The sequence below is a fragment of the Chitinophaga silvatica genome (genome assembly GCF_003419895.1).
Lineage (GTDB): Bacteria > Bacteroidota > Bacteroidia > Chitinophagales > Chitinophagaceae > Chitinophaga > Chitinophaga silvatica.
The window spans coordinates 174,937-190,687 of the sequence record NZ_QPMM01000002.1; the positions used below are offsets into that span (position 1 = coordinate 174,937).

At 40.9% G+C, this 15,751-nt stretch carries 11 protein-coding genes; 2 read left to right on the top strand and 9 right to left on the bottom strand.

Annotated features, from left to right (window positions below):
• Positions 1 to 3 precede the first annotated feature (3 nt).
• On the top strand, positions 4 to 1,218 hold the full coding sequence (locus tag DVR12_RS05045) for a sialidase/neuraminidase family protein (protein WP_116974383.1): 1,215 nt from the start codon (positions 4 to 6) through the stop codon (positions 1,216 to 1,218).
• 73 nt (positions 1,219 to 1,291) lie between these two features.
• On the opposite strand, the gene DVR12_RS27545 is transcribed toward DVR12_RS05045, so the two are convergent.
• From DVR12_RS27545 to dprA, 8 genes are all read right to left on the bottom strand, one after another.
• Positions 1,292 to 1,453 (bottom strand): hypothetical protein, encoded by a 162-nt coding sequence (locus DVR12_RS27545; protein WP_158563203.1) that lies wholly within the window; start codon positions 1,451 to 1,453, stop codon positions 1,292 to 1,294.
• 150 nt (positions 1,454 to 1,603) lie between these two features.
• Complete coding sequence (locus DVR12_RS05050) at positions 1,604 to 2,359, bottom strand: SDR family NAD(P)-dependent oxidoreductase (RefSeq protein ID WP_116974384.1); 756 nt, start codon at positions 2,357 to 2,359, stop codon at positions 1,604 to 1,606.
• 30 nt (positions 2,360 to 2,389) lie between these two features.
• Positions 2,390 to 4,318, bottom strand: coding sequence for a PKD domain-containing protein (locus DVR12_RS05055; RefSeq protein WP_116974385.1), 1,929 nt, complete (start codon positions 4,316 to 4,318; stop codon positions 2,390 to 2,392).
• A 65-nt stretch (positions 4,319 to 4,383) separates the two neighbouring features.
• Positions 4,384 to 7,002, bottom strand: coding sequence for a PKD domain-containing protein (locus DVR12_RS05060; protein ID WP_147323410.1), 2,619 nt, complete (start codon positions 7,000 to 7,002; stop codon positions 4,384 to 4,386).
• 18 nt (positions 7,003 to 7,020) lie between these two features.
• Positions 7,021 to 7,812, bottom strand: a complete 792-nt coding sequence (locus DVR12_RS05065; protein WP_116974387.1) for an alpha/beta fold hydrolase — start codon at positions 7,810 to 7,812, stop codon at positions 7,021 to 7,023.
• On the bottom strand, positions 7,796 to 9,406 hold the full coding sequence (lnt, locus tag DVR12_RS05070; RefSeq protein WP_116974388.1) for an apolipoprotein N-acyltransferase: 1,611 nt from the start codon (positions 9,404 to 9,406) through the stop codon (positions 7,796 to 7,798). The genes DVR12_RS05065 and lnt overlap by 17 nt, the downstream gene beginning before the upstream one ends.
• Positions 9,407 to 9,690: 284 nt before the next feature.
• Entirely contained in the window at positions 9,691 to 11,163 is a 1,473-nt protein-coding gene (gene guaB / locus DVR12_RS05075) for an IMP dehydrogenase (protein WP_116974389.1), read from the bottom strand.
• 121 nt (positions 11,164 to 11,284) lie between these two features.
• A complete protein-coding gene (dprA, locus tag DVR12_RS05080) occupies positions 11,285 to 12,385 on the bottom strand; it encodes a DNA-processing protein DprA (RefSeq protein WP_116974390.1) in 1,101 nt (366 codons plus the stop codon).
• Positions 12,386 to 12,479: 94 nt separating this feature from the next.
• Between dprA and DVR12_RS05085 the strand changes: the two genes are divergently transcribed.
• Positions 12,480 to 13,286 carry a 5'-nucleotidase, lipoprotein e(P4) family gene (locus tag DVR12_RS05085; RefSeq protein WP_116974391.1) on the top strand — a complete coding sequence of 269 codons (807 nt, stop codon included), beginning with the start codon at positions 12,480 to 12,482 and terminating at the stop codon, positions 13,284 to 13,286.
• 403 nt (positions 13,287 to 13,689) lie between these two features.
• On the opposite strand, the gene DVR12_RS05090 is transcribed toward DVR12_RS05085, so the two are convergent.
• Positions 13,690 to 15,570, bottom strand: a complete 1,881-nt coding sequence (locus DVR12_RS05090; protein WP_116974392.1) for an OmpA family protein — start codon at positions 15,568 to 15,570, stop codon at positions 13,690 to 13,692.
• Between the last annotated feature and the right edge of the window lie 181 nt (positions 15,571 to 15,751).

Genomic DNA, 15,751 nt, shown 5'->3' on the forward strand with positions numbered 1-15,751 from the left:
TTGATGAAGAAGTTGTTTTTTATAGTATTGATAGCATTGGGTTTCTTTGCTTGTAGGAATACCACGGTGACAGATAACAAGTCACTAATAGTTTCGCATGTGAATAAAGATGCTTCCTGTCCTTATTTTACGAAAACTGCTCAGGGCTTACCTGTAGTAAGTTGGATAGAGACCGATAGTGCTGCAGAAACCGGAATGATGTATTATGCAGTTTTTGATTCTGGTAGCTTGAATTTTAATGCACCAATTGCTATACCTACATCTGCAGGTGTGGTACCACATGACGAGAACCTACCTAAAATACTCTTTAAGCCAGATAATGTTGTGATTGCAGTTTTTGGTGTAGAGACCAACGATGTAAGAAATAAATATGCCGGCAAAGTGTTGTATACCCAATCTACTGATGGAGGAAAAACCTGGCAGGAGGCCATTCCATTGGTCAATGATACTGCCGGGTATGATCAGCGCTATTTTGATGTAGCCTTATTACATAATGGTGATGGAGCTGTTGTTTGGTTAGATAATAGAAAAACAACTTCTGATGAAGGTTCTTCCCTTTATTATGCACAGGCCAGGGGAGAGGAAGGATTCAGGAATGAGAGGAGAATTGCAACCAGGATTTGCCAATGTTGTCGTACCCGCTTATACGTTACTCCGCAAGGAGATATTCATACTGTATACAGAGCTATCTTAAATGATTCTATTCGTGATATGGTACATCAGTTATCCACAGATGGGGGAAACGTATTTTCTGACCCTGTAAGAATCAGTGCCGATAACTGGGTAGTTCGTGGATGCCCACATACAGGGCCCACGCTTACTTCAAATAGTGAAGGCTTGCATTTTGCATGGTTTACAATGGGAAATGGCCAGGGGGCATTCTATTGTCGATCTACCGACCAGGGTAAGACTTACACAAAGAAACAGTCGTTGAGTGATGCTCCTATGGCAAAGCATCCGCAGATTGCATCGATTCAGGACAATTTGTTATTGGTTTGGGATGAACCGGTGGCCTATAAACAAAGTTTTAATAGCAGGATAGGATTTCAGGTTAGGAAACCTGATGGAACAATATTTAATAAAGGAGTATTAACAGATAGTACTACCTATTCGAGTTACCCGGTGATTGGAAGTCATGGAAGTACGGCGTTAGTGGCTTATAAGCAAATAAAAGATGGAAAGGGGGAGATTGTGGTGAAGACAGTGAAGGCGGATTAACAACTCTTATAAATGTTTTGGGATTTAGCCAACTAATATAATTAGTTCGCTAAATCCCAAATCTTGTAGTCTCTCAGTTGTAACCCAGTGAATAGGATTCCTGACCGCCCCAATTTTTCCCTGAGGCCCAACGGCCATAATTTCCTTTTCTGGAGTTACCGAAGTAGAAGCGCCATCCTGCTTTCCACCTTGGGTAATACAGGCGTAGCAAGTACACAGTGATAAATGTAAGCATAGGGATATGGTTTCAAGTTATTGGATAGTTCTAGTCTAGTTAGATTAATGGCATAGATCTCCCTCCAAAGCACAGTATGGGCGAAAGATATATAATAGTTTTCAAATATAAAATTTATCCCCAATGCACAGTATCACATAAATGTGTTATTTATTTTCTTTCGGTATAATAAGCGTTGGCTTGTTGAATTGGTGTCATTACCAGATCGTTTATACATACATGAGGGGGAAGGGTAGTGCAATAGTAAACAACATCTGCAACATCCTGGGCCGATAAGGGAATCATACCATCATAAACGGCTTTGGCTTTATCTTCATTTCCCTTGAACCGTACCATGGAGAACTCGGTTTCGGCGGCACCCGGGTGTACGGCGGTAACCTTAATATGATAGGGTAAAAGATCTATTCTCATGCCTTGGGTAATAGCATCTACGGCCGCTTTGGTTGCGCAATAGACACTCCCTTTCGCATATACGATTTTGGCAGCGGTAGATCCGATATTGATAATATGTCCGCTGGTCCTGGATGTCATCCAGGGCATTACCACGTGCGATACATACAAAAGCCCTTTAATATTGGTATCGATCATTGCATTCCAATCGTCCGGGTCGGCCTTCTCGATGGGGTCTAAACCGGCAGCCAGGCCTGCATTATTGATCAGAATATCTACCTTCTTCCATTCTTCCGGGATATTTCCCAATATAGTATTTACTTCCTCTTCGTTCCGAACATCGAAGTTGAGCGCCAGTACATTGATTCCAAATTCCTGGCTCAACTGGGTTTTTAATTCTTCCAACCGCTCTTTTCTGCGGCCGGTAATTATTACATCATATCCTTTTGCTGCAAAAGTAGTTGCGCAAGCCTGACCAAAACCAGCAGTAGCACCGGTAACAAGAACAATAGCCATGAAACAATTTTTTATGCAATTTACTAAGGATCACCGGATCAAGGTAACGGTTCCTTTTTTAGTAATATCTCTACCATTAAAATCAACGCCTTCAAGTATCCATATATAGGTATCTACAGGTGCCGGTTCGCCCTTAAAGGTTCCATCCCAGCCAGCATGAAAATCTGTAGAGGAGTAGACTTCAACTCCCCATCTGTTATAAATCCTGAAAAATTTATAGGTAGTAATTCCTACCGGAACAAATCTGAAACGATCGTTTTGTCCATCTCCATTTGGTGAAAAGGCTGTAGGAATATACATATCCGGTCCTGTATAATATTTGACATGAACGGTATCGTAACCAACACAGCCTTGTTGATTGGATACTTTAAGTTTGTAGGTCATGTCTTTAGATGAAGTTAATATTGGCTGGGCAATAGATGGATTGCTGAGTCCTTCTGCGGGTTCCCATGCATAGTAATCTCCTCCGCTTCCCTGCATTACCATTGTTTGCCCTTTGGCAAGAATTGTATCATTGCCGGCAAAGGGTTTTACTTCATATATTTTAAGGTCTTTTGTAACTGTTTTCTCGCAAATATGATCAGTTTTGATAGTCAGTTTAACCGTATATGTATTACCGCTTGAATAGGTATAAGCGGCAGTTCTGTTGTCGGGATTGCTGGTCATTGAATCTGAATTTCCAAAATCCCATTTCTGGCTGATGATATTACCATACTGATAGGTAGATAGATCAGTAAACTGAATTGGAGTTCCTTTACAAAGTCCATCTGCCGTAAAATCGACCTTCAGGCCTGGGAAATTGTGTACTACTCCTACTGCGCTATCAGTGCATGATAACCCGGGATTTATTACCATTTTAATTTTAAAAATACCGGTATCCGGAAATGCATGATAGAATAATTTCTGACTTGTAGTAAGCGTATCAGTTCCGTCTCCAAAATCCCAAAAATAGGTAGAGGTAAAGCCCGCTACACTCGAATTGCTCATCGGGATACTCAATGATGGATCTTCAGCGCAATTTGTGATGACAGGGGGAAATTGTGCTGTTATTTTAGTTTGGCAATCGAAAATTGTGAGCAGGATATCCTTACTATGTTTCCCCAGAAACTTACCTGTTGCCCTGTCATATTCGTTTACACATACCGTTACTACATATTTCCCGGCTTTGGAAGGTGTACAGGTAATTAATCCCTGATTGGATATACTGATGCCCGGATTACCATTAATTGGGTTACTACCGGAGTAAGGTGATATATATCTTACCGAAACATCGTAGGGAGGGGGAGTTACGGAGTTATTATCATTATTGCTTGTGCCATCTGTAAGCGCATTACATAATTGATAGGTAAGGCTATCGCCATCTTCATCACGTGCTGCATAGTTCAATGTAAAAGGCATTGAATTGCAAATGATAATGGCGGTATCCTTATCAAAATAGGCGCTGTTATTACCAGGCTTGACATCTGATCCGGGGATGGTAGTATAATAGGTAGAACCTTCATGTTCGGAGTCGTAGATGTTGCTAAGTTTTTCTCCTCTGCAACATCTTTGGGATACGATGTAATACCCTCCCGGAATTGGGGGAAGTTCAACTGTATCTGTATAGAATGCTACCTCAAGATGCTGTGATTTAGGGGCCAGACAAGGGTTCTTAAGAGTATCGATCAATGGTTTCGTAAAGGCTATTGTTAAATAGATAGATGACATGAGCTGACCACCTGATGCAGCATATATATTTGCTGAAACTGGGTTCTCAAACCGATCTATACAACCTTGCCTGTCGCCGCACGTAAAATCTGCGTCGCGGTATAACTTGAGGGTTACGAGATAACGGTAGCGGGTATTATCTCCATTCATTCCTAACGTTTTGTAATAGATTTCGCCACCAATGATATGATATCCAGCTGCACAAATTGGGTACAAACAGCAGCAGAGTATCAGTAGTACTGCTATCTTCATGATGGGGGGTTACTGCTCTCTGAATTTAACAAAAAAAACACTGAGCAGGTTCAATCGGGTCCACTTTATCTTATGAGGGTAACAGTGCCTTTGCGTTGAATAGTGTTATTGTTGATATCTTTTCCCTGAACAACCCAAACGTAAGTGCCTACACCTGCTGGCTCTCCGCCTACCGTTCCATCCCAGCCTTTCATATAGGCAGTAGTTTCGAACATGAGTTTTCCCCAGCGATCAAACACCCGGAAGTATTCAAGTGAGATAATTCCAACAGGCAATGGGCGGAAAATGTCGTTCTGCCCATCTCCGTTTGGTGAAAAGGCAGTAGGGATATAGATTTCAGGACCTTTGATGAATCGTACAAAGATATCATCTGTTCCGGTGCAGCCTTCAGTAGTATAGGCCGTAACGGTATACCTGATATCACGGTTATACGTTGTAATAGGATCTTCTACATTATTGATATTCAGTCCGGAAGGTGGTGTCCAGGTATATCTGACCCCTCCGGTTGCATGTAACTGGAAAGGCGTATTTAGCATTACTATTGTATCGTTTCCGGCAAAAGCATGAACTTTTGGAACAACATTCACTAAGGCAGTTGCAATCATCGGTTTAGGACAACCCAAAGTATCCGTTACTGTTACTGTAAATAACATGGTATCGGGAGGATGGGCTATTGTAACCGGCTGGGTAGCATTATCTACATAATACGAAGGTTTCCATCTGTAATATGCACCACCGGTTGCCCGCAAGGTTAACGGAACATTGAAGCATACTGTTGTATCGGGCGCAGCAGTAGGTTTAGGTGGATCAACAACTTTCAATGTCACAGTATCTGAGGCTTTACATTTGCCCAGGGTAGCCATGATTTCATAACTCTGGATAGGTGGAGCAGGGAGTACAATTGCATCTGAAGCCCGCGATACAACTTTTTGAGAGCTAAGTTCAGTCCATTGATAAGCATATAATCCATCACTGTATGATGGTAAATGCACTTCATCACTTGTACAAACTGTGCTATCGGAGATCGTTTTTACATTGATACTTGCACGTACATCTACAAAAATATCCTTGGTATTCACACAGCCCTGATTGTCTGTAAAGGTCACCTGATACGTCTGGTCATTAGGTGGAAATACAATAGGATTAGGAGTATTGGGCTGTAAAATATAGTAGTTGCTGGGTGTCCAGCTATACTGCCCAGGTAAAGAACTGGTTGCCCACATCTGCAAACTGTCTTTGGCGCATAACAGTGTATCTGATGTAGCTGTAAAAGGTGGCTTATCGTAGATTGTCAGTGTTTTTGTAAAGGTTTGTTCACAGCCCTTTTCATTTCTTGCGTATAGCTTTATATCGTAGTTACCGGGTGTTTTATAGGTATAATTCGGATTAGGAAGATTACTGGTATCACCATTTCCAAACTCCCATTTATAGTAGGCGATATTTCCGGCGTCTGAGCGGGTAGTGGAAGTAAACTGCGTACCTTTATTGGTGCAGGCGCCTACACTTACAAATGAAGGTTTAAACACGGGGTAGGCATAAACGATAGCTGTTGCACTATCCCCGCAATTACTGTTTTTATCCACATACATTTTTACCGTATAGGTTCCTTGCTGGGCATAAGTATGGGTAAACGGATCTGTGCTATTTGTGGTATAAGTTGTATTATCCCCAAAATCCCAGAAGTAAGGCTTGCCCAGGGTACTGTTATTGGTAAAAGTGACCGTCAGACTATTACAATCAGCATATTTATCAGGCATAGCAGCAGTTACCTGCTTCATGCATGTTGTTACGTTTATGTGGAAATCTTTGCGTAATATGCCAATTCTAATACCATTTCGATATTCATTTACACAAACTGTCACCACATATTTACCAGCTACCGGTGCAATCCCTGAAATAATGCCGGTATTAGGATCGATTTTTACATTGGGGCCTAAAGGACTGCTACCTGAATAGGGCGGAATGTAGGAAACGAAATTATAAGGAGGATTTACGGCAACAGGGGGAATACCTGTTTGGTCGGTAGTACTACCTCCTTTGTAAGCATCGCAGAATTCATACACCAGTTTATCGCCATCAGGGTCAGTAGCCGAAAAATCGTAGGTAAATTTCTTTTCGGCACATACCAATGTAGCTTCTTCTTTATTAAATACAGGGCTTGAATTATTAGTAGCATTCAGATCTTTGCCCGGAATATCTATAAAATATGTAGCGCCGGTGCCCAGATCGCCCGGGCGGCCACCCGGAACGGGTTCTGCCACTATATTCATCATATACGGATCCCGGCAGCAGCTTTGGAAAGAAATAGTATAACCGGCATTATTTTCTTCCAGCGTAATATCGGTTTCGTATAAACCAACCTGGAAACAAACCGGAGGAGGATTCACAATACAGGGATCTACCTGTCCCAGATTTTTGGTTTGGAAATCGGTAATATCTATCCTGTAACTATCAATTTTTCTGTTGTTACTTTTGTCGAAGGAGGCCAGATAGATGACCTTAGGCATTTCTGCGATATTTTGCCCGCTTCCACAAATTCTGTACAACTTCATCGACACCCGGTAGGTGATAAAATTCCCGGTTTTACTAACGAATTTATAATACACTTGTCCGCCAATTATGTGGCTGGCATGGGCTGTAAGGCCGCATACAAGGCATAGTAGGATGACAAGAGTTTTCTTCACCAAATGAGAGTTTTATAATTATAGTTGACAAAATGAAATAAACTGCTCTAATACCAGGTTGCTGGCGGCCGGAATTTCCCACATCCCCATATGTCCAACTTCTTCAAAAATATGCACACTACTAACTGCCGGCATTGCAATTTGAGGAAGGATATTATCTAATGGCACAGCATTATCATCTTTACCTACCACAAATAGTACGGGAACTTTTAACTGTTGTAATACAGCTGTTCTATCGGGGCGTTCTTTCATTGCTTCATAATAGGCAATTAAAGCAGATAAAGAACATTCCTGCCCCATTTTTATACAAGCGTCTATTAATTCCGGGTGCTTACTTTTAGTAGCTGGGCTAAACATATTTGGAAGCGTTTGACGCAGAAACGTATCAGCTCCATATTGTTGCATCAGATTGATTGACTTTGATCTATTCTCTTTTTTCTCTTCACTATCAGCTTTTGCGGTAGAATGAAAAAGACCTAGTCCCTTTATCAGAGCGGGATGTTTCTCTGCTAAGGCCAGCGCAACATAACCACCCATAGAATGTCCGATAACCACTGCTTCTTTTATATCTTCCTCTAACAGGATAGCATAAACGTAATCAGCCATTGATTCTATGCTGAGAGGCTGAGTTAATGGGGCGGCCAATGTACCGGGAAGATCAGGTACAATAACCCGATAATGATTTTTTAGCCTGTTGGTCTGTAGATGCCACAGACCTGCGCTCTCAGAGAATCCATGTATTAATACTACAACAGCACCGGTTCCTTCCTCTATCCATGTAATGTTTCCGTTATTAATTGCCTTTCGCATATCCTAAGCCGGGTATAAAACGTGAAATAAGCGATTGTATGATCAACAAAATACAAAAAATTAAGGCGCCTTTCGACAGTAAATCGCCATTTTTCACATAGAACGTATTTCCTGCCCTTGGTGTTACAGTTGTTGAAAAAACAGCTTGTTCCCAATAAGGTTGAGGATCATGTATATTTCCCGCAGGATCAATTACTGCGGAAATTCCGGTATTGGCACTTCGTGCAATCCATTTACGGGTTTCAATAGCCCTGATACTGGCATATCGGAGATGTTGACGATGTCCTTCTGTTCTTCCCCACCATCCATCATTAGTAATAATGACTAACAAATCTGCACCAGGTTTAATATGTTCTGCCACATAATTACTAAATACAGATTCGTAGCAGATTACAGGAAATATATTGATACTGTCTTTTGGATTCGTAAACATATTCACACCAGGTTCGCGTCCGTAACTTCCGCTGATACCACCGAAATCAAGTGCTACCTTTTGAAGGAATGAAAGATAACGTACATATGGAACTAATTCAGCTCCAGGAACTAATTCGTATTTATGATAAACCTGTACCGAATTGGAGGTATCTATCTGTAGGGCACTGTTATAAGCATCGAATCTGGCTCCATCATTCAATGTTCTTGCTGTTACAGGAACCTCGTCAGTGCTGTTATACAGCTTAAAAGTAGCAGCGCCACTTATAAGTTTGGCTTTAGGGTATTTGCGAAGTAATTCTTTAATAGCAATTATTTCAGGTTGATAATTTAACTCGTGCTCCCATGCACCTGTAGGAAATAATGCAGTTTCCGGCCAGATGATATAACTGGTATTGCTATCAATTTTTTGAGAGGTTAATTGTAATAATTTCCTCAACTGCTCCATAGAAGTGCCATTGTTGAACTTTTCGTCGTATGGATCAATATTAGGCTGAACGATTACTATACTGGTTTTTTTATCCGGGTTATCGGGAGCTGGTTTGATGAAAGCTGAAATCAGCAGTGGCAAACCAATCACCAGCAATGGTTTCCAGGCTTCATAACGCAATAGTTCTTTACTGGTTGCGTCGTATATCCGTGCCCGTTTCCAGGCATTATAGATTATTATATTTGCTAACATTACCCAGAGAGTACCACCACTGGTACCGGTAAATTCGTACCATTGAATCCATCCCGGGTGCATTGCAAACGCATGGCCAAGCACCAGCCATGGCCAGCTGAATTCCCAGGTTTGATGAATATATTCAAAGGTTAACCAGTATACAATTAAAGCAAAGTAGGCGGCATTGGGGGATAAACGATGTTTAGTTTGCCGGTATGCCATCCACGGAATGCTCATTAACAGCGCATTGAATACATTGGCAAATACGCCACTCATTGGAAGGGTAGTGTTGCCAACCCACCAGGTAGATGCAACATTCCATACAAGAAATGAAAGGAAGATAAGTCCGAAATATTTTCCGGCATGGGATACTTTATCTGTAATGTAGAGTAAGGGAGTAAATGCAACAAAAATCAGCAGTGTTAATGGCATAGTGGGCCAGGCCAGCCAGCATAGCAGTCCACTTACTAAACTCAATAAGAGGTAAGGTTTTTTCATTCGTCGTTAAATTATCTGACCACCTGAGGGTCGAAGCGAAGATAGACGTTTTCTGCTTGCGGTTTCTCGTTCTTTCTCGCAAAGGCGCAAAGATTAATATTAAGGCACAAAGGACTTTTTTTAAGAGTTATAAGGATTGGAGCGAATGTTATTAAGGGTTACAGATTGATTCCCATTTTTAAGGGAGATTTCTGATGTTCTTAACAAAATTACCTTCGATCTTTATAACTCTTAAAAAAAGTCCTTTGTGCCTTAATATTAATCTTTTGCGTTTCTGCGAGAAATTAACGGCTGTAGTTAGGAGCTTCTTTAGTGATCACCACATCGTGCGGGTGATTTTCCTTTACAGTAGCAGCTGTGATTTTTACAAATTGTGCGGCTTGTAAAGCTTTCACATCTTTAGAACCTGTTAAGCCCATACCAGCGCGTAATCCACCAACGAATTGCTGTACAATTTCAGACAACATTCCTTTGTAAGGTACGCGGCCAACAATACCTTCCGGTACTAATTTCTTGATATCGTCTTCGTCCTGGAAGTAACGATCTTTACTACCTTCCTGCATAGCCTCAATAGAGCCCATACCACGGTAGGATTTAAATTTACGTCCTTCGTAGATGATTGTTTCTCCAGGGCTTTCTTCTACTCCTGCAAAGATAGATCCTGCCATGATAGTAGAAGCACCTGCTGCCAGGGCTTTAACCATATCGCCGGTATAACGGATACCACCATCTGCGATTACCGGAATACCTAATTTTTTCAGGGCTTCAGAAGCCTCCATAATAGCAGAAAGCTGAGGGAAACCAGCACCGGTAACGATACGGGTAGTACAGATAGAACCTGGTCCTACACCTACTTTAACGGCATCGGCACCTGCTTGTGCTAATGCTAAAGCTCCTTCGGCTGTAGCAACGTTACCAGCAATTACCTGCAGTTTAGGGAAGGTTTTCTTTAATTTCCTAACACTGTTTAATACAGCGATAGAATGGCCGTGGGAGCTATCCAGACAAACTACGTCTACTCCAACATTAATTAAAGCCTGTGCACGATCCAGTACATCTGGAGTGATACCCAGGGCAGCACCAACCAACAAACGTCCAAATTCGTCTTTAACGGCATTTGGATAGCTGGTTAATTGTAATATATCTCTGTAAGTAATTAATCCGGCGAGTTTACCTTGTTTATTAACAACCGGTAACTTTTCGATTTTGTATTGCTGAAGGATTTTTTCGGCTTTCTTGAGGTCAGTTCCTTCCGGTGCTGTAATGAGGTTTTCACTTGTCATTACATCCTTAACCAGGCGCTTTTTATTTCTTTCGAAACGAAGATCTCTGTTGGTTAGGATTCCTACTAATTTATTGTTATCGTCAATTACTGGAATACCACCAATTCCGTTTTCTTTCATTAGTCTTAAAGCCTCGCCAATAGTGGCTTCTGGTTTTAAGGTAACAGGGTCCATGATCATTCCACTTTCACTACGCTTCACTCTTCTGACCATTTCTGCCTGTCTTTCGATGCTCATGTTTTTGTGGAGAATCCCTATACCCCCTTCACGAGCTAACGCAATAGCCAAAGTGGCTTCAGTAACAGTATCCATCGCTGCAGATACCATAGGTATATTCAGACGTATGTTTTTTGTTAATTGCGTACTAATGTTTACTTCTTTTGGTAGTACTTCAGAGTAGGCCGGTACCAGGAGTACATCATCAAATGTAAGTCCGTCAGCTACAAATTTGGGTTTAGATTTTCCCGAAGGCATGATGCAACTATTAATCAGTTAAAAAATAATTGCACGCAAATGTACGATTTATTACGCAATAAATAAAATCTGTAACCCAACCTGACGATAGAATGACTATTAAGAAATTCTTAACAACTTCCTACATTAATTCATACATCTGCCCCGGTAGCCGCTTCACTAGCTGCTGCATTTCCAACCCAAACATGGCATTGGCTATCTGGCTACCCGAAAAGGCTGTAATACTGTAAAATTCCTCCAGATGCCTGGGAGATCTTTCCTGTAATATATCCAATAACCCCCTTTCTGCTTCAGTAAGTACAGGAAACAGTGTATGGCTTATTTTTTTGATATGTCGACTCCTTTCATTCCAACCCATCATCTCCAACACTTCGGCTGCAGAGGTAATTAATGCCGCCTTATTTTGCCTGATCAGCCAATTGCAGCCCTCAGACAATAAATCGGTGGTTCGCCCCGGAAAACAACAAACATCCCTATTATAACCGTTAGCCAGGTCTGCTGTAATTAATGACCCTCCTTTGGTACTACTCTCAACAACGATTGTCACATCACATAATCCCGCCACTATACGGTTTCTTCTCGGGAAATTCTGTTTATCCGGTAAAGTTCCACTGGGGAAATCTGTTAATAAACCACCATTTTCCACCATCTGAGCCGCAATTCCTTTATGAACAGGCGGATAAATCCTGTCTAACCCATGTGCCAATACCCCAATAGTCGGAATCCCTGCTTTAAGCGCACTGGCATGGGCAATAACATCTATTCCATATGCCAATCCACTCACAATAATTATCCCTGCTTCTTTAAAGTCATTAACCAGCTTTTCCGTTAGCATAACTCCATAAGCACTGGGTTTACGGGTACCAACTATACTGACCATTTTTAAACTATTCAGGTCTGTATTGCCTTTATAATATAACATAGCCGGAGTATCATAACATTCGAGCAGGCGTCGGGGATAGCCCGAATCGGTACAGAACAACGGTTTGATCTTATATCGATCTAAAAAATTAATTTCCGCTTCTATACCCGCAAAATCATTAAAAGACTTTAAAGCTCCGGCTCTGATACTTCCAATATTCATTATTCTTTCAAGATCATTTTTTTTGGCTTTAAAGATGGATTCTGCACTGCTAAAATGCTCTAGCAGCTTTTTAATAATCACATCGCCGATTAAAGGAATACGGGTTAAGGCAAGTTGATACATGAGTTCTGAAGGCATAACAAACAATATATTAGAACTGAAATTACAATTTTTCCAGTTTCACTTTTAATGCATTTACTGATTTATTTTTGCAACCTACAAAGCATCTGTTATGAAGAGAAATGGGATATTATTTGGATTGCTTATCACAGCATTTTTTGGATGTAAAACAACACAATCTGTAAGTCATCAACCTACAGAACCTCCATTGCTAACAAGCGGACCTGCATGGGCGGCGCTATGGCAACAACAATCCGGCGAGTATAAAGCTTTATGCTTTCAGGCCTATCAACTTGCTACCTGGAGATTGGATCAATACCTGCAAACTAAATCAGATAAACCATTAGCCGTGGTTACTGATATAGATGAAACAGTACTCGATAATAGTCCTTATAGTGTTCACCAGGCCCTGGCTGGCAAAGGATATGATCCCGTAAGTTGGAAAGAATGGACTGCAAAAGCCATTGCTGATACCGTTCCCGGCGCTCCGGCATTCTTTAAATATGCTGCCAGTAAAGGTGTTCAGGTATTTTATATTACCAATCGTGAAGAAGCAGAAAGAGAAGCTACTCTGCAAAACCTGCGTAAATACAATTTTCCGTTTGCAGACGATCAGCATTTAATGCTTAAAACCACTACTTCCGGTAAAGAACCACGTCGGCAGCAGGTTTTACAACAATTCGATATTGTAATGTTATTTGGTGATAACCTCAGCGATTTCAACGAAATCTTTGACAAGAAACCTTTTGAAGAACGTAATAGTAATGCGCTGAATAAAGCAAGCCTCTTCGGAAGTAAATACATTGTTCTGCCTAATCCGATGTATGGCGACTGGGAAGGAGCCATCTATAATTTTCAGTATAAACTTAGCCCTCAGCAGAAAGATAGTATTATGAAGAGGAGTATGAAGAATTATTGATTCTGATTGATAAATTTCCTTAACCGTGGGGGGCTCCAATGCTATTAAGTTAATGGGAATGGGTTTCGATTTTATTGCCTTTATCTGATTAATAAATTTCCTTAACCGTAGGTAGGGCAGGGGGTAAACCCTGCCCCTACAGGGCTTCATCGAAATTAAATTTTCTTCTGGTAGATATATTTCATGTTAAATGTCAATCTACTAATTTCAATTCTGTAAAGAAACAATTCTACAATATAGAAACGGCAATTCACTGAAATCCTGTAGGGGCAGAGTTTTACCCTGCCCTAACTACGGTTAAGGAAACCCGTTCTTTAAATAGAATTCAATATTCAATCAACATCTTTCCTCTTAACTTAATGGCACAGGGTTTACCCATGTCCTTCCTTAAATAATCAAACATTTACAGACTTGTAACTTTAAATACTGTTCTCCTGTTCTGAGCGCGTCCTTCTTCTGTATCATTACTAGCCACCGGTTCGCTTTTTCCAAACCCTTTAGATGATAATCTCTCGGCCGTTATACCTTTGCTGGTAAGATATTTCACCACTGAAGCCGCACGGTTTGCCGACAACACCTGGTTGGCCTGATCGCTACCAACATTATCTGTATATCCTGCAATCTGAATTTTCATTTCAGGATTTTCTTTTAACAGTGCCACTAATCTTTCTAATTCAATTACAGATTCAGGTTTAAGATCAAATTTATTACTGTCGAAGAAGATGTTATGTAGTACTACACTGGCATTTAGAGCAAGTGATTGCAACGGAATATTTTTTTCGAATGAAGTTGTTGATGGATGATCTTTCAGACTGAAATTATCAGAGTAGAATAGGTATCCTTTTTTATTCACATTTACAGCATAATCATGTTCTACAGGCAATGGAGCAAGATAGAATCCGGTTACATCAGTGTTTACTGTTGCTATATTATTGCCGGTTTGCAGGTCTATTACTTCTACTTTGGCGGTTAAACGATCATGACTCAGTGAATCATAAACATATCCTTTTACGTATAAAGTCTTAAGTGGCCGGGCTTCCGGATATAATTCAAAGCTATAGATATCCAGTGAGCCGCGGGAGTCGGATCTTTCAGATGCAAAGTAGGCAGTTGTTCCATTTGCATCTACTACTAAAGAAGCATCTTCGTCTATTGTATTTATCGGATATCCGATATTGATAGCAGGCCCCCAGGAGCCATCGGGCTGGCGACGTGAATAATAGATATCCATATTACCATAGCCAGGATGGCCATTAGAGGCAAAGTATAGCGTTTGTCCATCGGGGTGAATAAACGGAGTTCTTTCATGACCAGTAGTATTGATATTTGGGCCAAGCGGTTGTGCAACGCCCCATTGTCCGTTAGGGAGGCGTTGACTTACATAAATATCTGAGCCATTGGTCTGAGTTTCCCGTGAGAAATATAATGTTTGTTTATCTGCACTGAGGCTGGGTTGCGATTCCCAATCTCTTGTATTAATAGCTGGCCCCATATTCTTGGGAGCTGTCCATCCATTGCTGGTTTTTTCGGAGTAGTAAAGATCGCAGCTTCCTTTTCCTTCAGGAAAGTCGCAACCGGTGAATATAAGCAGAGTACCGTCCTGGGAAAGGTTTTGGGCACCTTCATTATAGGAAGAGTTGATTGGCTCGCCCATATTTACGGCAGTACTCCAGCGATTCTGATCATCGCGGTGTGTGATGAAGAAGTCTTCATTTCTACCGTTAATTCTACGTGTGAAAATAAGGGTACGACTGTCGATAGTGAATGTAGGGAAATACTCTCCATCCTTACTATTAATGGCATCACCCATATTTTGTGGTTGGAAAGGAATATTTTTAGAATTGTTGACAGCAAAAGAATAGTTTTCTTTCAGTTTTTCAGCAGCCGGGCTTTTTCGGATACTGAGATATTGATTGATCAGATCCAGGGCTTCTTTAAAGTTGCCCGTTCCTGCCAATGCTTTAGAATATGGCACCATAACCATTTTCAGTCCATTGTTATCGAGTTGGATCAATTTCTCAAAAGCCTGTTTTGCGGCAGCATAATTCTTCATTTCAACATAGCACAAGCCCATTTGTCCGTATGCATCTGCAAAGTTGGGAGCTGTTTTAAGCGCTTCCTGTAAATAGTTGATGGCTGATTTGTATTCGTATACTCTTGCGGCTTCGATGGCCTTATCGAAACTGGCCACGGCTTTTTTAGGAGCTGTTTCATATGTGACAGTTTGAGCTTTCAATGAAAAGCTAAGTGCAATGAGCAGAAAAGGCAGGATATAGTGTTTCATAGTTTTATTCGTTATAGTATTAACGAACTAAGGATTACAAAGTTGTATAGATTTCTCGCAAAGGCGCAAAGATTAATATTAAGGTATAAAGGATTTTATTAAGATTATAAAGATGGAAGCGAATGTTATTAAGAATAGCAGATTGACTTCTAATTTAATAGAAATATCTCTTCAGTTCTTA

Bases quoted from the DNA above. Each gene is read 5' to 3' on its own strand.
- DVR12_RS05045 (WP_116974383.1), top strand. From the start codon at position 4: ATGAAGAAGTTGTTTTTTATAGTATTGATAGCATTGGGTTTCTTTGCT.
- DVR12_RS27545 (WP_158563203.1), bottom strand. From the start codon at position 1,453: ATGCTTACATTTATCACTGTGTACTTGCTACGCCTGTATTACCCAAGG.
- DVR12_RS05050 (WP_116974384.1), bottom strand. From the start codon at position 2,359: ATGGCTATTGTTCTTGTTACCGGTGCTACTGCTGGTTTTGGTCAGGCT.
- DVR12_RS05055 (WP_116974385.1), bottom strand. From the start codon at position 4,318: ATGAAGATAGCAGTACTACTGATACTCTGCTGCTGTTTGTACCCAATT.
- DVR12_RS05065 (WP_116974387.1), bottom strand. From the start codon at position 7,812: ATGCGAAAGGCAATTAATAACGGAAACATTACATGGATAGAGGAAGGA.
- lnt (WP_116974388.1), bottom strand. From the start codon at position 9,406: ATGAAAAAACCTTACCTCTTATTGAGTTTAGTAAGTGGACTGCTATGC.
- guaB (WP_116974389.1), bottom strand. From the start codon at position 11,163: ATGCCTTCGGGAAAATCTAAACCCAAATTTGTAGCTGACGGACTTACA.
- dprA (WP_116974390.1), bottom strand. From the start codon at position 12,385: ATGCCTTCAGAACTCATGTATCAACTTGCCTTAACCCGTATTCCTTTA.
- DVR12_RS05085 (WP_116974391.1), top strand. From the start codon at position 12,480: ATGAAGAGAAATGGGATATTATTTGGATTGCTTATCACAGCATTTTTT.
- DVR12_RS05090 (WP_116974392.1), bottom strand. From the start codon at position 15,570: ATGAAACACTATATCCTGCCTTTTCTGCTCATTGCACTTAGCTTTTCA.